The organism is Kitasatospora sp. NPDC005748, from assembly GCF_040630735.1.
Taxonomy (GTDB): domain Bacteria; phylum Actinomycetota; class Actinomycetes; order Streptomycetales; family Streptomycetaceae; genus Kitasatospora.
This window is the reverse complement of record NZ_JBEXYD010000041.1, coordinates 1-21,706: the sequence shown is the minus strand read 5'-3', so window position 1 is coordinate 21,706 and position 21,706 is coordinate 1. Positions and strand designations below refer to the sequence as shown.

General features: G+C 72.2%; 16 protein-coding genes. 10 read left to right on the top strand and 6 right to left on the bottom strand.

Going from position 1 to position 21,706, the window contains the following annotated elements; translation table 11 throughout:
• Positions 1 to 104 precede the first annotated feature (104 nt).
• From araA to ABZ495_RS25540, 4 genes are all read right to left on the bottom strand, one after another.
• A complete protein-coding gene (araA, locus tag ABZ495_RS25555) occupies positions 105 to 1,613 on the bottom strand; it encodes an L-arabinose isomerase (protein WP_359810349.1) in 1,509 nt (502 codons plus the stop codon).
• On the bottom strand, positions 1,610 to 2,299 hold the full coding sequence (locus ABZ495_RS25550) for an L-ribulose-5-phosphate 4-epimerase (RefSeq protein ID WP_329485142.1): 690 nt from the start codon (positions 2,297 to 2,299) through the stop codon (positions 1,610 to 1,612). Before ABZ495_RS25550 ends, araA begins: the two co-directional genes overlap by 4 nt.
• Positions 2,296 to 3,993 carry a ribulokinase gene (locus ABZ495_RS25545; RefSeq protein WP_329485143.1) on the bottom strand — a complete coding sequence of 566 codons (1,698 nt, stop codon included), beginning with the start codon at positions 3,991 to 3,993 and terminating at the stop codon, positions 2,296 to 2,298. Before ABZ495_RS25545 ends, ABZ495_RS25550 begins: the two co-directional genes overlap by 4 nt.
• A gap of 310 nt (positions 3,994 to 4,303) precedes the next feature.
• Entirely contained in the window at positions 4,304 to 5,293 is a 990-nt protein-coding gene (locus tag ABZ495_RS25540; protein WP_359810414.1) for a LacI family DNA-binding transcriptional regulator, read from the bottom strand.
• 478 nt (positions 5,294 to 5,771) lie between these two features.
• Here ABZ495_RS25540 and chvE point away from each other — a divergent pair, with 478 nt between their 5' ends.
• From chvE to ABZ495_RS25495, 9 genes are all read left to right on the top strand, one after another.
• Positions 5,772 to 6,866 (top strand): multiple monosaccharide ABC transporter substrate-binding protein, encoded by a 1,095-nt coding sequence (gene chvE, locus ABZ495_RS25535; RefSeq protein WP_359838260.1) that lies wholly within the window; start codon positions 5,772 to 5,774, stop codon positions 6,864 to 6,866.
• Between the two features lie 98 nt (positions 6,867 to 6,964).
• Positions 6,965 to 8,512, top strand: a complete 1,548-nt coding sequence (mmsA, locus tag ABZ495_RS25530; RefSeq protein WP_359838259.1) for a multiple monosaccharide ABC transporter ATP-binding protein — start codon at positions 6,965 to 6,967, stop codon at positions 8,510 to 8,512.
• 3 nt (positions 8,513 to 8,515) lie between these two features.
• Positions 8,516 to 9,751, top strand: a complete 1,236-nt coding sequence (mmsB, locus tag ABZ495_RS25525; protein WP_359838257.1) for a multiple monosaccharide ABC transporter permease — start codon at positions 8,516 to 8,518, stop codon at positions 9,749 to 9,751.
• Positions 9,752 to 10,182: 431 nt separating this feature from the next.
• Complete coding sequence (locus ABZ495_RS25520) at positions 10,183 to 12,831, top strand: RICIN domain-containing protein (RefSeq protein ID WP_359838255.1); 2,649 nt, start codon at positions 10,183 to 10,185, stop codon at positions 12,829 to 12,831.
• Between the two features lie 140 nt (positions 12,832 to 12,971).
• Positions 12,972 to 14,018, top strand: a complete 1,047-nt coding sequence (locus ABZ495_RS25515; protein WP_359812067.1) for an expansin EXLX1 family cellulose-binding protein — start codon at positions 12,972 to 12,974, stop codon at positions 14,016 to 14,018.
• 131 nt (positions 14,019 to 14,149) lie between these two features.
• Positions 14,150 to 14,680 carry a SigE family RNA polymerase sigma factor gene (locus ABZ495_RS25510; protein WP_329485149.1) on the top strand — a complete coding sequence of 177 codons (531 nt, stop codon included), beginning with the start codon at positions 14,150 to 14,152 and terminating at the stop codon, positions 14,678 to 14,680.
• Positions 14,677 to 15,471 (top strand): hypothetical protein, encoded by a 795-nt coding sequence (locus tag ABZ495_RS25505; RefSeq protein ID WP_359838254.1) that lies wholly within the window; start codon positions 14,677 to 14,679, stop codon positions 15,469 to 15,471. The genes ABZ495_RS25510 and ABZ495_RS25505 overlap by 4 nt, the downstream gene beginning before the upstream one ends.
• 753 nt (positions 15,472 to 16,224) lie before the next feature.
• The gene (locus ABZ495_RS25500) at positions 16,225 to 17,697 is read left to right on the top strand and encodes an endo-1,4-beta-xylanase (RefSeq protein WP_359838252.1); all 1,473 of its coding nucleotides are present in this window, start codon (positions 16,225 to 16,227) and stop codon (positions 17,695 to 17,697) included.
• Between the two features lie 169 nt (positions 17,698 to 17,866).
• Positions 17,867 to 19,285 (top strand): non-reducing end alpha-L-arabinofuranosidase family hydrolase, encoded by a 1,419-nt coding sequence (locus ABZ495_RS25495; protein ID WP_359838250.1) that lies wholly within the window; start codon positions 17,867 to 17,869, stop codon positions 19,283 to 19,285.
• A gap of 259 nt (positions 19,286 to 19,544) precedes the next feature.
• On the opposite strand, the gene ABZ495_RS25490 is transcribed toward ABZ495_RS25495, so the two are convergent.
• The gene (locus ABZ495_RS25490) at positions 19,545 to 20,273 is read right to left on the bottom strand and encodes an SDR family NAD(P)-dependent oxidoreductase (RefSeq protein ID WP_359838248.1); all 729 of its coding nucleotides are present in this window, start codon (positions 20,271 to 20,273) and stop codon (positions 19,545 to 19,547) included.
• A 175-nt stretch (positions 20,274 to 20,448) separates the two neighbouring features.
• Between ABZ495_RS25490 and ABZ495_RS25485 the strand changes: the two genes are divergently transcribed.
• Positions 20,449 to 20,919 carry a hypothetical protein gene (locus ABZ495_RS25485; protein WP_359838247.1) on the top strand — a complete coding sequence of 157 codons (471 nt, stop codon included), beginning with the start codon at positions 20,449 to 20,451 and terminating at the stop codon, positions 20,917 to 20,919.
• A 156-nt stretch (positions 20,920 to 21,075) separates the two neighbouring features.
• On the opposite strand, the gene ABZ495_RS25480 is transcribed toward ABZ495_RS25485, so the two are convergent.
• The coding region (locus tag ABZ495_RS25480; RefSeq protein WP_359838245.1) for a hypothetical protein at positions 21,076 to 21,706 on the bottom strand (631 nt) is incomplete at its 5' end.

Below are 21,706 nucleotides of genomic sequence, written 5' to 3'. Positions count from 1 at the left end.
CCGGACGCACCGGACCGGCGTTCGGCGGCTCGGGACGTACGGGTTCGGGACAGACGGCTTCGGGGCAGACGGCTTCGGGACGGACGGGGTCGGGACGGGCGGGGTCAGAAGCCCTGGGCCAGGCGGTGATAGGCCTGGTTCCAGCGCAGTTCTTTGGTGAACCGGCGTATGTTCGTGTCGTCGTCGATGACCAGGAGTTCCACGCCGAGCATCTCGGCGAGGTCGTCGAGTTCCTCCGTGCCCAGCGCGCTGGAGAGCACGGTGTGGTGGGGGGCGCCGGCGGTCAGCCAGGCCTCGGTGGAGGTTCGCAGGTCAGGGCGCGGCTTCCAGACCGCACGGGCGACGGGCAGGTTGGGCAGTGGCGCGGGCGGCTCGACCACGTCTATCTCGTTGGCGACCAGCCTGAAGCGGTCGCCCAGGTCGGCGAGGCCGACCACCACCGCGGGACCGGGCTCGGCGTCGAAGACCAACCGGACCGGGTCCTCCCGGCCGCCGATGCCCAGGGGGTGGACCTCGCAGGAAGGCCTGGCGGCAGCGATCGACGGGCACACCTCCAGCATGTGCGCGCCCAGGATCAACTCCCGCCCCGGCTCCAGGTGGTAGGTGTAGTCCTCCATGAACGACGTGCCACCGGGCAGGCCCGCACCGACCACCTTGAGCGTGCGCAGCAGGGTGGAGGTCTTCCAGTCGCCCTCGCCGCCGAAGCCGTAGCCGTCGGCCATCAGCCGCTGGACCGCGAGGCCGGGAAGCTGGCGCAGTGCGCCGAGGTCTTCGAAGTTGGTGGTGAAGGCGTGGAAGCCGCCCTGTTCGAGGAAGTGGCGCAGGCCGGCCTCGATCCGGGCGGCGTAGCGCAGGGCCGCGTGCTCCTCGCCGTCGGCGCGCAGTTCGGGGGCGAGGTGGTAGCTGTCCTGGTACTCCTTGACGAGCCGGGTGACCGTGCTGTCGTCCACGGCGTCGACGGCGGTGACGAGGTCGTTGACGCCGTAGGTGTTGACCGAGACGCCGAACCGCAGTTGGGCTTCGACCTTGTCGCCTTCGGTGACGGCGACGTCGCGCATGTTGTCCCCGAAGCGGGCGAGCCTGAGGGTGCTCAGTTCGGCGCGGCCGGCACCGGCCCGGGCCCAGGCGGCGATCCTGGCGGCGACGGCCGGGTCGCTGACGTGTCCGGCGACGGTCTTGCGGGGGACGCCGAGGCGGGTCTGGACGTGGCCGAACTCGCGGTCGCCGTGGGCGGCCTGGTTCAGGTTCATGAAGTCCATGTCGATGCTCTGCCAGGGCAGTTCGACGTTGGCCTGGGTGTGCAGGTGGAGCAGCGGCTTGCGCAGGGCGTCCAGGCCGGCGATCCACATCTTCGCCGGGGAGAAGGTGTGCATCCAGGCGATCAGGCCGATGCAGTCGTCCGTGGCGTTCGCGTCCAGGCAGATCCGGCGGATCGCGTCGGCGCCGGTGAGGACCGGCTTCCAGACGATCCGCACCGGGACGGCTGCGTCGCCGTCCAGGATGTCGGCGATCCGCCGGGACTGCTCCGCGACCTGGCGCAGCGTCTCCTCACCGTAGAGTGCCTGGCTGCCGGTCAGGAACCAGACCTCGCGGCCTGCGAATGCTTCGGTCATCGGGGTTCGGCTCCTCGGTGGCCGGCGGGCTGCTGGCCGTAGACGTTCTGGTAGCGGTGGTTGAGGCGGTCGATGTCGGCCTGGGCGATCGGCGCCGGTTCACCGAGCTGGCGCGAGAGGTGCACGGTCCGCGCCACGTCCTCGCACATCACGGCGGCCTTCACCGCCGCCTTCGCGTCCTTGCCGATCGTGAACACACCGTGGCTCTTCATCAGCACGGCGGGCGAGCGGTGACCCTCCAGGGTCTCCACGATGCCCCGGCCGATCGAGTCGTCCCCGATCAGGGCGAACGGGCCGACCGGGATCTCCGCACCGAACTCGTCCGCCATCGCGGTCAGCACGCACGGCACCGCCTCACCCCGGGCCGCCCAGGCACAGGCATAGGTGGAATGGGTGTGCACCACTCCCCCGACCTCGGGCATGTGCCGGTACACGTAGGCGTGCGCCGCCGTGTCGGAGGACGGCGCGTACCCGCCCTCGACGACGTTCCCGTCCAGGTCACAGACGATCATGTTCTGAGGCGTCAGCTCGTCGTAGGAGACCCCGCTCGGCTTGATGACCAGCAGCTCCTCACCCGGGACCCGGGCCGAGACGTTGCCGGCGGTCCAGACCACCAGGTTGTACCGGACCAGCTCCTGGTGGAGGTCGCTGACCTGGCGGCGGATGAGGTCGATGGACGTTTTCACGGGGCCTCGCTCGGTGTGGTCAGGGCGGCGTTGCGGATGTCGCGCAGGCGGTGCAGGAGCTTGTCGGGCCCGGTGCCGAAGTGGTCGTGCAGGGCGCGGTACTCGGCGAAGAGCAGGTCGTAGACGTCGGCGGCGGCCCGGTCGGGCTGGTACGCCCCGCGCCGCACCCGGCCCATCGCGGCGGCCGCGGCCCGTACGTCGGGGTAGGCCCCGGCGGCGACGGCCGCGTGGATCGCGGAGCCGAGCGCCGGGCCCTGCTCCGACGCGGCGACGGAGACCGGCCGGCGCAGGACGTCCGCGTAGATCCGCATCAGCAGGTCGTTCTTCTTGAGACCGCCCGTGACGATGAACTCGGTGACGGGGACGCCGCCCTGTTCCAGGGCCTCGACGATGACGCGGGTGCCGTAGGCGGTGGCCTCCAGCAGGGCGCGGTAGACCTCCTCGGGCCGGGTGGCCAGGGTGAGGCCGACGATCACCCCCGAGAGGTGGTGGTCGACCAGCGTCGAGCGGTTGCCGTTCATCCAGTCGAGCGCGACCAGGCCGTGGCCGCCGACCGGCTGGTCCGCGATCTTCCGGGTGAGCAACTGGTGGAGGTCCTCGCCGTTCTCCTCGGCCTCGGCGAGGTAGTCGGCGGGAACGCCCTGGCGCAGCCACCAGGCGAAGATGTCGCCCACCGCGCTCTGGCCGGCCTCGTAGCCGTACGCGCCCTCGACGATGCCGCCCTCGACCACGCCGCAGATCCCGGGGACGTCCGCGAGGGCGGCGCCGTTGATCACGTGACAGGTGGACGTGCCCATGATGGCGAGGAGCTGGCCGTTCTCGACCGCCTGCGCGGCGGGGGCGGCGACGTGCGCGTCGACGTTGCCCGCGGCGACCGCGATGCCTGCGGGCAGGCCGGTCCACTCCGCCGCCCGCGCGGTGAGCGAGCCGACCCGGGAGCCGAGCGGGGCGAGCGGGTGCTCCAGCCGGGTGCGGGCGAAGTCGGCGAAGTCGGGGTGCAGGGCGGCGAGGTAGTCCTCGCCCGGGTAGCCGCCGTCCTGGTGGATGCCCTTGTAGCCGGCGGTGCAGGCGTTGCGGCTCTCGGCGCCGGTGAGCTGCCAGACGATCCAGTCGGCGGCCTCGATCCAGCGCGCGCACGCATCGTACACGGCCTGGTCCTCCTCAAGGACCTGGAGGGCCTTGGCGTACTGCCACTCGGCGGAGATCTTCCCGCCGTAGCGGAGGATCCACTTCTCGCCCCGGGCGTGGGCCAGCGCGTTGATCCGGTCGGCCTGGCCCTGGGCGGCGTGGTGCTTCCACAGCTTGGGCCAGGCGTGCGGGCGGCCGGACCAGTGCCCGGTCTCGGCGAGCGGGGTGCCGTCGGCGAGCACCGGGAGGACCGTGCAGGCGGTGAAGTCGGTGGCGATGCCGATCACCGCGGCCGGGTCGACGCCGGCGGCGGCGACGGCCGCGGGGACGGCGGTGCGCAGCACCTCGCGCCAGTCCTCGGGGTGCTGGAGCGCCCAGTCGGGCGGCAGGCGGCGGCCGGTCCCGGGCAGGCGGTCCTCGATGACGGCGTGGGGGTAGTCGTGGACGGCGGTGCCCAGTTCCTCACCGTCGCGCACGCGGACCACCACGGCGCGGCCGGAGAGCGTTCCGAAGTCGACGCCTACGACGTATCTCTCCGAGTCCTGGGCGGCAGGAGTCACGGTCACTTCCTCATCCTTCGTACGACCGGTGTTGTCACCTGTCGCCGGCGCGGCCCAGATCCGGGGCAGGGCAGGGCGCGCCGACGACAGGATCCGTTCCGCTGCCTCTCCCTCAGGAGGCCTTCAGGAGGACGGAACGAGTGGCCGCCGGCGGCGCGGGGAAGCGGGGCTTTCAGCGCCTCGCCGGCGGAGTGGGAAGGGCGCTGTTGTTCACGCTCACAGGAATTGTTAGCGCTCACAATCCTGGTGTCAAGGGAAAGTTCACGGGATCGCGCCGGCACACCGGGCGGTCAGGGGCTCGCGGACCCCCGCCGCTTCAACGCCGGGCGACCGGGCGCACGCTGCGGCGCAGCACCAGCTCCGGAGAGATCTTCACCTGGGCCCGCGCGGGCGTGACGCCCTCCAGCTCTCCGACGAGCAGCTCCAGGGCTCTGCGGCCGAGTTCGCCGAAGTCCTGCCGCACGGTGGTCAGCGGCGGGATGAAGTAGGCGGCCTCCGGGATGTCGTCGAAGCCGACCACGCTGATGTCGTCCGGCACCGACCGCCCGGCCTCGTGCAGGGCGCGCAGCAGGCCGAGGGCCATGTGGTCGTTGGCGCAGAAGACGGCGGTGACATCCGCCAGTTCCGCGATCCGCAGGCCGGCCTGGTAGCCGGAGCGGGCGCTCCAGTCGCCGCGTTCGACGGCCGGCACCGGGGCTCCGGCCGCCTGCAGCGCACCGCGCCAGCCCTCCTCGCGGTCCTGGCTCTCCAGCCAGTTCGCCGGCCCTGCCACGTGGTGCACCGTGCGGTGGCCCAGGTCGAGCAGGTACCCGGTGACCTCCCCGGCACCGGCGCGGTTGCCCACCGACACCATGGGCACCCGGGTCTGGTTGCCCGAGCCGACCGCGACGACCGGCACCGAACTGGAGAGCCGGGCCACCGCGCTGACGCCGGAGGTCTGCGGTGCGATCACCAGGACGCCCTCCACGCCCTGGTCGCGCAGCCGGTCGACGGCCTCCTGGACCGAACGGCCGTCCAGGGACCGCAGACTGGACACGCTCACGAAGTACCCGGCACTGCGCGCGGCCCGCTCGATGCCGTCCAGCATCGAGGCCGGACCGTAGAGGGTCGAGTCGAAGCTGACCACGCCGAGGGTCTGCGAGCGGCGGGTCACCAGCGCCCGGGCGGCCGAGTTGGGCCGGTAGTCCAGCTCCCGGATGGCGGCCAGCACGCGCTCGCGGGTGTCCGGCCGGACGTGCGGGGCGCCGTTGAGCACCCGGGACACCGTCTGGTGGGACACGCCTGCCAGTTTCGCCACATCCGCCATCACGGGCTGGCGCTGTTCCGTCCCGGTGCTGTCGGTTCCCACTCGCAGTCCCCTTCCTCGGCTGCGCACCACAGTACGCGACCGGGCCCCCACCGATGCGTCACCTCCGGGCCGGCGGAGGCGCTCCTCCCCACCGGGCGTCCGGGCGCCGGACCGAGAGGGCGCCGGACCCGCTGACCGCCGCCCCGGCCGCGCGGCGGTGGAACGTGGACCAACCGACGGCCGTCGGCAACGGCCCGCGGCCCCGGCTCCACGCCCGGCGAGGAGGTTGTCCCGCCCCGGGGATCCAACGATGCACCGGCAACCCTTGACTCCGCCGATGTGAGCGTTAACACTCTTGTCACGCCAGGCCACGGCGACCGTAACCCCGGTGCCCCACAGCACGAGGGCCCCGTCCCCGGCCGGCCCCGCCCGACCGCTCCCAGTCGCCCAGCCAGGGTCGCTCTGTGCCGGTCGCGGAACCATCACTGGAGGAACTGTGCGGAAGATTTCGGCGAGCCTCGTCGCCGCGGGCCTGATCCTGTCGTTGGCGGCCTGCGGCCAGAGCGCCAGCGGCGCCGGCGACGGTCCGGCCAAGGGGGACGCGAAGGGCGGCCTCGTCGGCATCGCCATGCCGACCAAGTCGTCGGAGCGCTGGATCGCCGACGGCACCAACATGGTCAAGGAGTTCCAGGCCAAGGGCTACAAGACCGACCTGCAGTACGGGGACAACGTGGTGGAGAACCAGGTCTCCCAGGTGGAGAACATGATCACCAAGGGTGCCAAACTGCTGGTGATCGCCGCCATCGACGGATCCTCGCTCACCAACGTGCTGCAGAAGGCCGCCGACGCGCACATCCCGGTCATCTCCTACGACCGGCTGATCCGCGGCACCGGCAACGTCGACTACTACGCCACCTTCGACAACTACAAGGTGGGCGTGCTCCAGGGCGGCTACATCGTCGACAAGCTCGGACTCAAGGACGGCAAGGGCCCGTTCAACGTCGAGCTGTTCGCGGGCTCGCCGGACGACAACAACGCCAACTTCTTCTTCAACGGCGCGATGAGCGTCCTCAAGCCGTACATCGACGACAAGAAGCTCGTGGTCCAGAGCGGCCAGACCGCCTTCAACCAGGTCGCCACCCTGCGCTGGGACGGCGGTCTCGCCCAGTCCCGGATGGACAACCTGCTGAGCAAGTCGTACACCGCCGCCCGCGTCGACGCCGTGCTCTCGCCGTACGACGGCATCTCGATCGGCATCCTCTCCTCCCTCAAGGGTGTCGGCTACGGCGCCGGGAAGTCGCTGCCGGTCGTCACGGGTCAGGACGCGGAACTGGCGTCGGTGAAGTCGATCATCGCGGGCGAGCAGACCCAGACGGTCTACAAGGACACCCGCCAACTCGCCAAGGTGGCCGTCCAGATGGGCGACGCGCTGCTGACCGGCGGCAAGCCCGAGGTCAACGACACCAGCCAGTACGACAACGGCGTCAAGACCGTCCCGGCCCAGCTCCTCCAGCCGGTCAGCGTCGACAAGGACAACTACCAGAAGGTCCTGGTGGACAGCGGCCAGTACACCGCAGACCAGCTCAAGTAACCCCGAGGCCCGGCTGACGGGCCAGGCGTCGACACGGTGGTGCGGGGTGCGGTAGATCCCCCGCACCGCACCACCCCGAACGATACGGATGCACAGCCATGGCCGGACCCGTTCTCGAAATGCGGTCGATCAGCAAGTCGTTCCCCGGCGTCAAGGCGCTCTCCCAGGTCAACCTGACCGTCTCGGCGGGCCAGGTGCACGCCGTCTGCGGTGAGAACGGCGCCGGCAAGTCCACCCTGATGAAGGTGCTCAGCGGGGTCTACCCGCACGGCAGTTACGAGGGCGAGATCCTCTTCGAGGGCGAACCCTGCCGGTTCAAGGACATCCGGGCCAGCGAGCGGCTCGGCATCGCGATCATCCACCAGGAGCTCGCCCTGGTGCCCTACCTGTCCATCGCCGAGAACATCTTCCTCGGCAACGAGCACGCCAGCCGGGGCATCATCAGCTGGCACCGGACCCTCACCCACGCCGCCGAACTGCTCCGGCAGGTCGGCCTCGACGAGAGCCCCCACACCAGGGTCGCCGATCTCGGGGTCGGCAAGCAGCAGTTGGTCGAGATCGCCAAAGCGCTGGCCAAGGAGGTCAAACTGCTCATCCTGGACGAGCCGACCGCCGCGCTGAACGACGAGGACAGCCGCAAGCTGCTCGACCTGATCCTGGAACTCAAGGCGCGCGGCATCTCGTGCATCATCATCTCGCACAAGCTGAACGAGATCGCCCGGGTCGCGGACGCCGTGACCATCCTGCGCGACGGCCGGACCATCGAGACCATCGCGATCGGCTCCGAGGGCATCGCCGAGGAGCGGATCATCCGCGGCATGGTCGGCCGCGACCTGGAACACCGCTACCCCGAGCGCACCCGGGACGTCGGCGAGGTCGCGTTCGAGGTCGAGGACTGGAGCGTCCGGCACCCGATCGACCAGCAGCGCACGGTGGTGGACGGAGCCTCGCTGAACGTGCGGCGCGGCGAGATCGTCGGCATCGCCGGTCTGATGGGCGCCGGCCGCACCGAGCTGGCCATGAGCGTGTTCGGCCGTTCGTACGGCCGGTGGGCCGGCGGCCGGGTGCGGCTGCACGGCCGGGAGATCCGCACCCGTACGGTGCCCGAAGCGATCGGGCACGGCATCGCGTACGTCACCGAGGACCGCAAACAACTCGGTCTCAACCTCATCGACGACATCAGCCGGAACATCTCGCTGAGCGCGCTCGGCAAGGTCACCCGGTTCGGCCGGGTCGACCGGCACGAGGAGACCCGGGTCGCCGAGACCTTCCGACGGACGATGAACATCAAGGCGCCGACGGTGTTCACCCGGACCGGCACGCTCAGCGGCGGCAACCAGCAGAAGGTCGTCCTCAGCAAGTGGATCTTCGCCGGACCGGAGGTGCTGATCCTCGACGAGCCCACCCGCGGCATCGACGTCGGCGCGAAGGCGGAGATCTACACCGTCATCGCCGAACTCGCCACCCAGGGCAAGGCCGTGCTCGTCATCTCGTCCGAACTCCCCGAACTCCTGGGTCTGTGCGACCGGATCTACACCATGGCCGAAGGCCGGATCACCGGTGAGGTGGCCCGGGCGGACGCCACCCAGGAATCCCTCATGCGGCTCATGACCATGAGCGCCGCATCCAGCAACGAGCAGGTGTGAGGCATGGCCCAGACCGAGATCATCCCGGATTCGTCCCCGAAGGCACCGCGGGGCGGCCCGAGCCCGTCCGTCGGCGGCGTGCTGGCCCGCGCGCTGAGCGGCAACGTACGCCAGTACGGCATGCTGGTCGCTCTCGCACTCATCGTGCTGCTCTTCCAGTTCTGGACCGACGGCATCCTGCTCCAGCCGCTCAACATCACCAACCTGATCCAGCAGAACGGCTACATCCTCATCCTGGCGATCGGCATGATGATCGTCATCATCGCCGGGCACATCGACCTCTCGGTCGGTTCCCTGGCCGCCTTCGTCGGGGCGGCCGCCGCGGTGATGATGGTCAAGCACCACCTGCCCTGGCCCGTGGCGCTGCTGGCCGCGCTGGTGATCGGCGCGCTCGCCGGCGCCTGGCAGGGCTTCTGGATCGCCTACCTGGGCATCCCGTCGTTCATCGTCACCCTGGCGGGCATGCTGCTGTTCCGCGGCGGCACCCAGATCCTCCTCCAGGGGCAGTCGGTGGCGCCGTTCCCCAAGGGTTTCCAGAGCATCAGCAGCGGCTTCCTCCCCGAGGTGGGCCCGCACACCGACTACCACAACCTCACCCTGCTGCTGGGCCTCGCCGTGCTGGCCGTCGCGGTCCTCCAGGAGGTGCGCGGCCGGCGGCAGACCGCCTCGTACGGGCTGGAGCCGCTCCCGCTCGGGCTGTTCCTCGCCAAGCTCGCCGTGATCGCCGCGGCGGTGGTGGTCTTCACGCTGCTGCTGGCCAGCTACCACGGCGTGCCGATCGTGCTGCTGATCCTCGGCGCGCTGCTGGTCGCCTTCGGCTATCTGATGCGCAACTCGATCATCGGGCGGCACACCTACGCCATCGGCGGCAACGAGGCGGCGGCCAAGCTGTCCGGAGTGAAGAGCAGGCGGGTCGTCTTCCTCGCCTTCACCAACATGGGCGTCCTCGCGGCGCTCGCCGGGCTGGTCTTCGCCGCGAGGCTCAACGCCGGCACGCCGCAGGCCGGCATCAACTTCGAGCTGGAGGCGATCGCCGCCGCGTTCATCGGCGGCGCCTCCGCCAGCGGCGGCGTGGGCACCGTGCTCGGCGCCATCATCGGCGGCCTGGTGCTGGGCGTGCTCAACAACGGCATGTCACTGGTCGGGATCGGCACCGACTACCAGCAGGTGATCAAGGGCCTGGTGCTGCTGGCAGCCGTCGGCTTCGACGTCTACAACAAGCGCAGGGCCGGCTCCTGACCCGGGAACGGCTGCGCGGGGACGGGTGGGGCGCCTCCACCACCCGGCCCCCGACCGGGGGAACACCGCCGCCCGGCACGGCTCCCCCCCTGAATCCCGCGCCCCCGACCGTCCGCCACCGGACGGCCGGGGGCGCGGACGCGTCCCGCCCCGGCGCGCCGACGACCCGGGACGAGGCGTGGGTGCACCCAGGCGGCAGCCGGCTGCCGGACGCCCGGTGCGCCCTCGCGGTCCGGCCGTCCGGGCCGGCCGGCCGGCGTCGGCGGAAAGTCCCGGCCGCACGGCAACCTTCGCTCCGCCGGCGGCAACTGACGGGTGGCACGAGGGCGGCACACCGCCCACGGGCCGTCCGATCCCAGCGCCGCCCACCGCCGCGCGCCGCCGACCCGGGCGGCAGCGCCGCGACGGCGCCGAAGCAAGGAGTAGCCCCCATGAACGAGACGGATCCCACCGCGGACGGCCGCACCCGGCACGACCGCGCGGCCGGTGGCCGGCGACGTACGCGTGGGCGCCACCGCCGGCGCTGGACCACGCTGGGCCTGGCCCTCGGCGTGCCCGGCGTGCTCGGCCCGTACCTGCTCCTCGTGCAGGCCGACTCGAAAGCCGCGTCGGTGGACCCCACCGCTTACTACACGCTGGTGTCGGTCCGCAGCGACAAGGCGCTGGACGTCCCCGGGGCGGACGCGGCCGACGGCGTCCGGATCCGCCAGGCGGGCCGCGCTGCCGGTGCCGCGAGCCAGCAGTGGCAACTGAAGCTGGTGGGGGACGGCTTCTACGAGGTGGAGAACCGCAGCAGTCACAAGGTCATCGGAGTGCGGGGGGCTTCCACCGAGCCGGCCGCCGCCGTCGAGCAGCAGACCGACCACGGCTCCGCCGCGCAGCAGTGGAGGATGCAGGACGTCGGCGGCGGCGCGGTGAAGCTGGTCTCCCGCAGCAGCGGCATGGTCCTGGACGTGTGGGGCGGTTCCGACGGCGAGGGCGTGCCGCTCATCCAGTACGCCGACCGGGGCAGCACCAACCAGCACTGGCGGCTGGTGAAGGTCGACGGCACGGGCGGGTATGCCTGGCACAACGCCCAGATCGTCGGTGGCGGGTTCGTCACCGGGCTGGTCTTCAACCCCGCGCGCAAGGACCTCCTCTACGCCCGGACCGACATCGGCGGCGCGTACCGCTGGGACGCGGCCGCCGCCCGGTGGACCTCGTTGACCGACTGGATCGGCGGCGACGACTGGAACCTGCTGGGGATCGAGAGCCTGGCGACCGACCCGGTCGACCCGGGCCGCCTGTACCTCGCGAGCGGCACCTACACCAACGACTGGGCGGGCAACGGCGCGATCCTCCGCTCCACCGACCAGGGCCGGACGTTCCAGCGCACCGACCTGCCGTTCAAACTGGGCGGCAACGAGGACGGCCGGTCCATGGGCGAGCGCCTGGTGGTGGACCCCGACGACCACCGCACGCTCTACCTCGGCACCCGCAAGAACGGCCTCTGGCGCAGCACCGACTACGGCGTGACCTGGAGCCAGGTCGGCGGCTTCCCCGTCAGGGACGGCGCGAGCAGCGGCGCCGGCCTGTCCTTCGTGACCTTCGGGCCGCCCGGCAGCAGGACGGTCTACGTCGGGGTGGCCGACCGGACCACCTCGCTGTACCGCTCCACCGACGGCGGCGCCACCTGGCAGGCCGTACCGGCCCAGCCCACCGGGCAGCTGCCGCAGCACGGTGTGCTGTCCGGCGACGGCTCGTTCTACCTGACCTACACCAACGCGCCCGGCCCGAACGGGGTGACGGGCGGCTCGGTGTGGAAGTACACGCCGTCCACCGGGGCCTGGAAGAACGTCTCGCCGTCCAGCGGCGCTTACGGCTTCGCCGGCCTGGCCGTCGACCCGCAGCACCCGGCCACGGTGATGGTCACCACGCTCGACCGCTGGTGGCCTTCCGACGAGCTCTACCGGTCGACCGACGGCGGCGCCACCTGGAAGCCGCTCGACGCGAGCGCCGTGCGCGACAACTCCGCGGCGCCGTACGTGGGTACCGGCATCGGGCACTGGATGGGCACGCTGGCCATCGACCCCTTCGACTCCGGACACGTGCTGTACGGCACCGGATCGGGCCTGTGGGGCAGCAACGACGTGACGGCGGCGGACACCGGGCGTCCGACGCACTGGACGATCCCGGCCAGGGGCCTGGAGGAGACCGCGACGCTCGGACTGGTCAAGCCCCCCGGCCTGCCGCTGATCAGCGCACTCGGGGATGTCGGCGGCTTCCGGCACGACGACCTGACCAAGGTTCCCGCCAAGGCGCTGACCGGGCCGCTGTTCACCAACACCACCGGCATCGACTTCGCCCAGGGCAAGCCGGAGTTCCTGGTGCGGGTCGGCCTCGGCGGTGCGCAGCACGGCGCCTGGTCCACCGACGGCGGGGTCGGCTGGACACCGTTCGCGAGCGTTCCGGTGGGCGACGCGGGCGGTGGTTCCACGGCCGTCTCGGCGGACGGCGCCACCGTGGTGTGGACCCCTTCGGGCCAGGCTCCCTTCCTCTCCACCAACCGCGGCGCGTCCTGGACGCAGGCCGCCGGCCTGACCAAGGACACGGCCGTGGTGGCCGACCGGTCGGCGGCGAACACCTTCTACGCGCTCAGCGGCGGCACCCTGTACACCGCCACCGACGGCGGAAGGCACTTCACCGCCCGCGCCGCCGGTCTGGGCGACGGGCAGCTCAAGGCGGTTCCGGGCGTCGCCGGCGACCTCTGGATCGCCGGCGGGCGCAACGGGCTCCGGCACTCCACGGACGGCGGGTCGAGCTTCCGCAAGCTCGACGGCGTGGAGCAGGCGAGCGCCGTCGGCTTCGGCAAGGCGGCGCCGGGCGCCGGCTACCAGGCCGTCTTCCTGAGCGGGAAGGTCAAGGGCGTCACCGGCCTGTTCCGTTCCACCGACGGCGGCTCGACCTGGACCAGGATCAACGACGACCAGCACCAGTTCGGCGGAAGTGTCATCAACGTCGTCGCCGGCGACCCCGACGTCTACGGCCGGGTGTACCTGGGCGGCTACGGGCGCGGCGTGCTGTACGGCGACCCTTCCTGACCGTCGCTGCCCGGGCGGGCGGCGTGGCCCGCCGCCCGCCCGGGCAGCCCCTCGGGAATTCCGCGCCGGAGCGGCAACCTTTCCGGCTCCGGCGGCCACTGAGCAGTGCAACGTCGAGTCGATCTACCGAATGGATGGGAATGAGGGCAACGAAGCACGCCGCCCCGCAGTCGAGGCGCGGGCTGGTCATGGGCGTTCCGCTGGTTCTGGTGGCGGCCGGGGTGCTGGCGTTCCTGGCCTTCGCGCTCCTGCCGGGGAGCGGGGGCGGCGGGGGTAGCGGGGAGGCCGCCGCCGGCCGGCCGGCCGCCGCGTCCGTCGCGGCCACCGCACCGAGCACAGGACAAGCCACCGGTCCTGCCGTCGGGACAGCGGCCGAAACGGCCGCACCGACCGCCTCCGCCGCCCCGCCCGGGACCACGCCCACCGTGGCGACGGCTTCGGCCGCCGGCACCCCGTCCCCGGCGACCGCCGCCCCCTCCCCGCCCGCCACCACCACGCCGCGGCCGTCGACCGCCGGGGCCACCCCGTCGCCCTCGGCCACCGCCCACCCGGTGCCGGCCACCGCGTCCCTGGCCGGGCGGATCAAGCCCGGGGCGAGCTACCCGGGCGTCGCGACGTCCTACGACGCCGCCGACGGCAACGGCGCCTGCTCGTTCGGCCCGTCCGGCGACCTCATGGTCGCGGCGATGAACCACACCGACTACGAGTCGGCCAAGGCGTGCGGGGCGTCCGTGCTCGTCCGCGCCGCCAACGGCGCCACCCTCACGGTCCGGATCGTCAACGAGTGCCCGCTGCCCTGCGCACCGGGGCAGCTCGACCTCAGCCACCAGGCCTTCGCCGAGCTCGCCGAGCTCTCGGTGGGCCGGCTCCCGATCACCTGGACGCTGCTGAGCCCGGGCGCGCCGGAGACGATGTCGGTCCGGTACAAGACCGGGTCGACCCAGTGGTGGTGCGGTATCCAGGCGATCGGTCACCGCAACCCGGTCGCGACGTTGGAGGTCCGGGCGCCCGGCGGCTGGCGACAGCTCCCCCGCAGCGACTACAACTACTTCCTCTCCGCCGACGGCACCGGGTGCGGGGGCCCGATCAGGGTCACCGACATCTACGGGGAACAACTGACCGTCGACGGGATCGCGTTGCAAGCGGGCATCGCGCAGCCGGCCCGGGTCCAGTTCGCCCGGCATTGACCGCGCCGCTCGCCGGCCCGCCGTCCGGGCTCCCTCTCCGGGGCGGCCACCACCCGGAGCCGGTCACGGCCCCTGCTACGCTCAGCCAGGCTGTTAACGCTCACATTGCTAGGAGAGGGCGACCGGGGGAAATGCTCCTCGATGACGCGTCCGCGGAGTTCCACGACTTCTTCGAACGCCACCACGCCGAACTCGCCCGTCTCGCCCATCTCCTGACCGGCGAGACGGACGCGGCCGACGACCTCGCCGCCGACGCCCTGATCGCCCTGTGGCAGCGCTGGGACCGGCTCCGCGCAGCCGACCACCCCCTCGCCTACGCCCGCGGGGTGGTCGCCAACATGGCCCGGGAACGGATCCGCAGCGCGGTTCGCGAGCGGCGCCGGATCCTGCTCTTCTGGTCCCGGGCCCCCGAGCGGACGGACGGCCCGGACGTCGCCGCCGTGCTGGACGTCCGCGCGGCGCTCGCCCGCCTGCCGTTCCGCAAGCGGGCGTGCGTGGTGCTGCGCCACGCCTTCGACCTGTCGGAGAAGGACACCGCCGTGGCACTGGGCATATCGGTCGGTACGGTGAAGAGCCAGACCTCGAAGGCGATGGCCGAGCTGGAAGGCGCACTCGGCGCACGAGCGGTCGGCGAACTGGCGGCAGGAAGGCGGAACCGGTGAACGACGACATCACCCGTCGGCTGCGCGAGGCCGCCGAGGCCCACCAGCCCGACCGGGCACGGATCCTGGCCCGCGTGGAACGCGGTGCGGCCGGTCCTCCCGTCCGCCACCGCACACCGACGTTCGCGAGGTCGTGGCCCAAGGCCGCCCTGGCCGGCCTCGCTGCCGCCGGCATCCTGGCGACCGGTGGTCTCGCCGTCGCCGGCATCGCCCGGACTCCGCCGTCGGAGCCCGTCACCACCCCGGCCGTCCCGCCTCCGGCGGTCGCCTCCTCGCCCCCGGTGGCGACTCCCCCCGGTGTCGCCGACCCGACGCGGGCACCCACCGCCGACCCGCCCACAGCCGCCCCGCCCACCAACGCCCCGCCCGCCTCGCGCCCGACCCCCACGGCGAGCACCCGGCCACAGAACGGACCGCTGTGGTCGGAGGGCTCGGTGGACGCGCACAGCACCGTCTACTGGGCCCAGAGCGACCTCCTCCTCACGTCCGCCCAGCCGCTCACCTCGCTCACCGTGGAACTGCGCGTCGCGCAGACCGGCGACGTGCGGGACACCGGCAACTGGCGAACCCTGCCGGCCGAGGACTTCTCCGTCACCGTGCAGGAGTCGGACGGCGTGCTGGTCTACCGCTGGACCCTCAGGCCCGGCCGCACCGTGCCGGCCGGGCAGCACGAGTTCGCAGGCCAGTACAACCACGCCGCCGGCACGCGCAGCGCCGCGAACGACAGCTACCGGGTCGAGGCCCGGAGTGCGGGCGGCCCCGCCTCCGTCTGGGGAGGGTTCGCCCGATGAGCCGGCCGATGCACGTCCGGGGAGGTGCCGAGCGGCGAGAGCCACCGCCCGGCGGGGCCCTCCTCCGGGAGGCAGGGCGTCCGCCGCGCCGGGTGGCCGGATAGCCAGGTAGCCGGGCAGCCGGGTAGCCGGGTGGCCGTCCGGTCGTATCGCGCCGCCCCGGGGGCGCCCGAGCACGACCTGAAGGCCGGGCGGCACCGCCCGCGTGGGGTCCGGCGGGCCGGCGGTGCGAGGCACCCGGACGGCTACCCGGCGCCTTCGGGCCGGTGCCGGCCCGCGCGGCGGTCACCGTCCCCGTCCCGCGTCGGGTCGCCGGCAGCGAGCGCTCCGGGCCACCGCGCAGGCCGGCCTGCCGGTGACGCCGCCGAGGGGACGGCGGAGGCGTCTGCGCCCGGGCGAGTGCCGCGGCGAATCCGGTCCGCCGCTGCGCGAGGTATTGACAACTCGCAACGCCTGTTGGAGATTTCACCTGAACATGTCAGGCAGGGCGCGTTCCCCACCGCGGAAATGTTAGCGCTAACAGAAGGTGCCGACACCCCGGTTGATCCCCGGATCCGCCGAACCCACAGGGGTGCGCTCGGTGCGTCGACCGGCGCTACGGCTCCTGGACGGGACCAAGCTCCGCGCTCGGGGCACGCACAGCCCGCCCTGCCCGGCAGGACCGGCTCGGCCGCGTACGCGCACGATCGTCACGACGAGGCCCCGGTCCCCACCGGTGTGCCGTCATCCCCCACCCAAGGAGAACGATCCGTCATGCCATGGCTCACCCAGAAGCCCCGCCTCGGCAAGGTCCTGACCGCGGTCGCGGGCCTGGTCGTCAGCTCGATCACGGCCGTCGCCGCGAGCCCCGCGGCCGACGCCGCCGGGGCCACCACGCTCGGTGCGGCGGCGGCCGGCAGCGGCCGCTACTTCGGCGCCGCAGTGCCCGCCGGAAAGCTCGGCGACCCGACCTACTCCACCATCCTCGACCGGGAATTCAGCATGGTCACCCCGGAGAACGAGATGAAGTGGGACACCGTCGAACCCTCCCGCGGGTCGTTCGACTTCGGGCCCGCCGACTCGATCGTCGGCCACGCCTCCGCGCACGGCCAGCGCATGCGCGGCCACACCCTGGTCTGGCACTCCCAGCTGCCCAACTGGGTCACCGGCATCACCGACGCCAACACCCTGCGCAGCGTGATGAACAACCACATCACCACGGAGATGGCCCACTACAAAGGCAAGATCTACGCCTGGGACGTGGTCAACGAGGCCTTCGCCGACGGCGGCAGCGGCCAGCACCGCGGCTCCGTGTTCCAGAACGTGCTGGGCAACGGCTTCATCGAGGAGGCCTTCCGCACCGCCCGGACCGCCGACCCCTCGGCCAAGCTCTGCTACAACGACTACAACATCGAGAACTGGTCCGACGCCAAGACCCAGGGCGTCTACTCCATGGTCAAGGACTTCAAGGCCCGCGGCGTGCCCGTCGACTGCGTCGGATTCCAGAGCCACTTCGGCGCCGGCGGGCCGCCGGCCAGCTTCCGGACCACCCTGTCCGCCTTCGCCGCCCTCGGCGTGGACGTCCAGCTCACCGAGCTCGACATCGCCCAGGCGTCCGCCGGCGCGTACACCACCGCCGTCCAGACCTGCCTCGACGTCGCCCGCTGCACGGGCATCACGGTGTGGGGCATCCGGGACAGCGACTCCTGGCGCACCGGTGAGAACCCGCTGCTGTTCGACAACAACGGAAACAAGAAGGCCGCCTACGGCGCGGTGCTCTCCACCCTGAGCCGCGGTAGCGGCGGGACGCCGCCCGGGGGCATCACCCCCGGCACCGTCTACACGCTCTCCGACGTTGCCGCCGGACGCGTGCTCGACGAACCCGCGGGACAGAACGGCAACGGCACCCCGCTCCAGGTGTGGGCCGCCAGCGGCGCCGCCAACCAGCAGTGGCGGGCCGCCCAGAACGGCGACGGCTCCTACACCCTGACCAACGTCGCCAGCGGCCGGGTGCTGGACGAGCCCGCGAACCAGACGGGCAACGGGACGAGGATGGAGGTCTGGGACGCCAACGGCGGCGCCAACCAGCACTGGCGGGCCGCCCGGAACGGCGACGGCTCCTACACCCTGACCAACGTCGCCAGCGGCCGCGCGTTGGAGGTCGCCGGCGGTCAGACCGCCAACGGCGCTCCCGTCCAGATCTGGGACTCGACCGGCGGGGCCAACCAGCACTGGAAGTTCGGCTGAGCCGAGCCGCCGGCGCGGCGGGTGCCCCGCCGGGCTCCTGTCGCGACCGGGCACCCGCCGCGGGGCAGCTGGTGTGAAGACGCTCGATGCGCGCCCTCACGGCGGCGCGCACAGGTGAGCGATGACAAGGCCGTGTGACAACTCCCTCCCTTCACGAAAGAGGTCTCCCATGCGCAGACGGAATTCCCGCCGCGGGCACCTGTCCGTGGTGCTCACCGCCGTGCTCGCGGCCGTGGTGGCGTTGGCCGCGATGCTCGTCGCCAACCCGGCACAGGCGGCCACCGGCAGCGCCGTGCGCGGTGCCGGTTCCGGCCGGTGCCTCGACGTGCAGAACGCCGGCCAGGCCGACGGCGCGTCCCTGCAGATCTACGACTGCTCGGGCGGTACCAACCAGCAGTGGACGTCGACGTCCACCAACCAGCTGACCGTGTACGGCAACAAGTGCCTGGACGTTCCGGGCCACGCCACCACGGCCGGCACCAGGGTGCAGATCTGGACCTGCAGCGGCGGTGCGAACCAGCAGTGGCGGGTCAACTCCGACGGCACGATCGTCGGCGTGGAGTCCGGGCTGTGCCTGGACGTCACCGGCGCCGGCACGGCCAACGGCACGGCCGTGGGGATCTGGACGTGCACCGGCGCCGCCAACCAGAAGTGGACCGGCCTGTCCGGGACGACGCCGGGCGGCACCTGCCCCCTCCCCTCGACGTACCGCTGGTCGTCGACGGGCGTGCTGGCGCAACCGGCGAACGGGTGGGGCGCGCTGAAGGACTTCACCACCGCGACGTACAACGGCAAGCACCTCGTCTACGCCTCGGACGTGTCGGGTTCCTCGTACGGTTCGATGGCGTTCGCTCCGTTCACCGACTGGTCGGGCATGGCGTCGGCCGGGCAGACCGGGATGAACCAGAACGCGGTGGCACCCACGCTGTTCTACTTCGCCCCGAAGAACATCTGGGTGCTGGCGTACCAGTGGGGCGCGTGGCCCTTCATCTACCGCACGTCGAGCGACCCGACCAACCCCAACGGCTGGTCCGCGCCGCAGCCGCTGTTCACCGGCGGCATCCCGGGCGCCGCCCCGATCGACCAGACCCTGATCGCCGACGACCAGAACATGTACCTGTTCTTCGCCGGTGACAACGGCAGCATCTACCGGGCGAGCATGCCGATCGGGAACTTCCCGGGCAACTTCGGCTCCTCCTACACGACGGTCATGAGCGACACGGTGAAGAACCTCTTCGAGGCACCGCAGGTCTACAAGGTCCAGGGCCGGAACCAGTACCTCATGATCGTCGAGGCCCGGGGCGCGAACGAGCAGCGCTACTTCCGCTCCTTCACCGCCACCAGTCTGAACGGCTCCTGGACCCCGCAGGCCGCCACCGAGAGCAACCCCTTCGCGGGCAAGGCCAACAGCGGCGCCTCCTGGACCAACGACATCAGCCACGGGGACCTCGTCCGCAACAACCCCGACCAGACCATGACCGTCGACCCCTGCAACCTGCAGTTCCTCTACCAGGGCAAGTCCCCCAGCGCGAGCGGCCCCTACGACCAGTTGCCGTGGCGGCCGGGTGTCCTCACCCTGCAGCACTGACCGACCCGCCCCCGGTGAACTCGGGCGCGTGCGGCCGACGGTACCCGGACGATCCTCCCTCGGCACCGGCGCCTCCGCCTGCTGACCGCTCCTGACCGCTCCTGACCGGCCCGAGGGACCCCGGCCGTACGTCGGCCGGGGTCCCTCCCTTCGCGGACCGTCGGCGCGGGGTGCGGACCGCGCCGCACGGACGGCGCCCTCGGCCGGGGCCCGCTGCGCGGCGACCCGACGGCGCCCCACGGCCACTCGAAGTGCCGCTCTACAGCTGCTCGAAGTGGAAGGAACGGATGAAGCAGTCGCGCGGCTGGCCGATCGCGAAGAGGACGCAGTCGAGGACGGACCGCGCGGTCAACGGGCCGTCCGTGGTCCGGGAGGCGTCGTCCCAGCGGGGGTGGAGCGGGTCGCCGTCCGTGAAGTCCGGCGGGTAGAGCGAGATCACGCGGATGCCCTCGGGACGGAGCCGATGGGAGAGGACGTCCGCGAATCCGGCCTGGGCGGCCTTGGCCGCGTAGAACGCGGGATGCGCCTGCGACCGATGGTTCCTCGCTTCCGCGGCCGAGGAGACCAGGTTGACCACGTCCGCGCCCGCCGAAGCGCGCAGCAGGGGCAGGAAGTGCTTGACCGTCAGCAGGGTGCCGGTGGCTCCGGAGGCGACGGTGTCGGCGATCGCTTCGTCGTCGGCGTCCCACAGGTCAGGGCCTTGCAGGTATCGGGCGCCGTTGTTGACCAGCACATCCACCTGGGCCGTTCGTGCGGCGACCCCCTCCGCGAAGCCCCGCACCGTGGCCGGGTCGGCCAGGTCGCAGGCGAACGCGTCCACCTGGGCACCGCTGTCGGCCGCCACCTCCGCGGCCGTCTTCCGCGCGGCGGCCGGCGTGCGGGCGGAGACGAACAGGCGCGCACCCATCCGGCCGGCGTGCACCGCGAACGCCCTCCCGAACCCGCGCCCCGCGCCGGTCACCACCACGGTCCTCCCGGCGAGACCCATGCCCGCACCTCCTTCGACGCTCTCAGTGGATCAAGGGTGAGCCTAGCCGCGGCGTCGATCCGTTCCACCCGGCGGGCCCCGCCGGCCGCCGGGTGCGGAGCCCACGACCGGGTTCCACCACGACTCCCGGCTCGCCGTAGGGCCCGTCTCCGGGGACGGGGGCTAGGGTCTGCGAATGGACGCACCCACGGAGCAGGACCAGGACTCCCCGCCCAAGCCGGACCGTCGCCGCCCCCGGCGCTGGCGCGAGGTCTCACCGACCCGCCGCGGGCTGGTCCTGGCGTGGTGGGGATTCACCCTCACGTTCGCCTTCCTGCGACTGCTGACCTGGCTGATCCACATCGACGCCGCCGGCGTGGGCAACGTCTCGGCGGGAGGTGTCCACATCCACCACTACGTGTGGGGCATCCTGATCCTCATGATCGTCGGAGCGCTGGGCCTGGTGGAGCGCTCACCGCGCTGGCGCACCTGGATGGGCCTGACCTACGGCATCGGCGCAGCCCTCGTCATCGACGAGACCGCCAACCTCATCGACCTCAGCGACGTTTACTGGCAGCGCACCGGCGGCATCAGCATCGCCGTCGCCCTCCTCGTCATCGGGCTCACGGGCAGCATCCTGGCCCTGACCCGCAGGGACGAACCGTAGCCCTGGGCGCGGACCGACGGCCGCGCTCCTGTGGTCTCCAGGTGACCCCACGCTTCGGCCGTCGCCCGATCCGGCCCGCCCTCATCGTCTGAGCCGTCGTCCTCGCCGCCGCGACGGGGGCGGTGGCGCGGCGGTTCGACCGGCAGGGACGGCCGGTCAACGGAGGCGGTGGGCGCGGAGCCGGCGGGCGCGGAGGCGGTGGGCGCGGAGGCGGTGGGCGCGGAGCCGGTGGGCGCGGAGCCGGAAGCCGTCGTTCCGGAAGAAGGCCACGGCGATCACCGCACCGAACAACCAGAACACCGCCGAGAGCGGTAACGCGAGCCAGGACGCACCACGGCCCGTCAGCAGCCCGGTCACCGGCCAGAGGGTCCAGACCCCGAACCACACCCAGGCGAACGCGCGGTGACCCATGATCCCGAAGAAGGTGATCGCCCGTCCCCCGCCGAACACGGCCCACAGCAGCAGGCCCAGCCCCGACCAGGCGAGCAGGAGGTCCCACAGCAGCCGACCGGAGGCCGAGGGCGACTCCCGGTGGTGCCGGCCGGCGACCGTGATGCCGACGACCTCGGCGTACCACGTCTCCGGGTCGGCCGCGGCCTCCCGGTCGGCCCCGTCGTACAGCGCGGAGTCGACCTCGATCCGCTCCACCGCCCCCGAGGCGCGCCGGACGGAAAGCTCGTAGACGGCCGGGTCGTCGGGGAGGACGGACGGGGCCGGGCCGTCGGCGGCATCCGTGCAGAACCGAGCCGGGGGCCGGCGGGGTGGAACCGGGATGTCCCGGTTCCAC

Coding starts and splice junctions, on each gene's coding strand:
- araA (WP_359810349.1), bottom strand. CDS start 1,613: ATGACCGAAGCATTCGCAGGCCGCGAGGTCTGGTTCCTGACCGGCAGC.
- ABZ495_RS25540 (WP_359810414.1), bottom strand. CDS start 5,293: ATGGCGGATGTGGCGAAACTGGCAGGCGTGTCCCACCAGACGGTGTCC.
- mmsA (WP_359838259.1), top strand. CDS start 6,965: ATGGCCGGACCCGTTCTCGAAATGCGGTCGATCAGCAAGTCGTTCCCC.
- mmsB (WP_359838257.1), top strand. CDS start 8,516: ATGGCCCAGACCGAGATCATCCCGGATTCGTCCCCGAAGGCACCGCGG.
- ABZ495_RS25520 (WP_359838255.1), top strand. CDS start 10,183: ATGAACGAGACGGATCCCACCGCGGACGGCCGCACCCGGCACGACCGC.
- ABZ495_RS25515 (WP_359812067.1), top strand. CDS start 12,972: ATGAGGGCAACGAAGCACGCCGCCCCGCAGTCGAGGCGCGGGCTGGTC.
- ABZ495_RS25510 (WP_329485149.1), top strand. CDS start 14,150: ATGCTCCTCGATGACGCGTCCGCGGAGTTCCACGACTTCTTCGAACGC.
- ABZ495_RS25500 (WP_359838252.1), top strand. CDS start 16,225: ATGCCATGGCTCACCCAGAAGCCCCGCCTCGGCAAGGTCCTGACCGCG.
- ABZ495_RS25495 (WP_359838250.1), top strand. CDS start 17,867: ATGCGCAGACGGAATTCCCGCCGCGGGCACCTGTCCGTGGTGCTCACC.
- ABZ495_RS25490 (WP_359838248.1), bottom strand. CDS start 20,273: ATGGGTCTCGCCGGGAGGACCGTGGTGGTGACCGGCGCGGGGCGCGGG.
- ABZ495_RS25485 (WP_359838247.1), top strand. CDS start 20,449: ATGGACGCACCCACGGAGCAGGACCAGGACTCCCCGCCCAAGCCGGAC.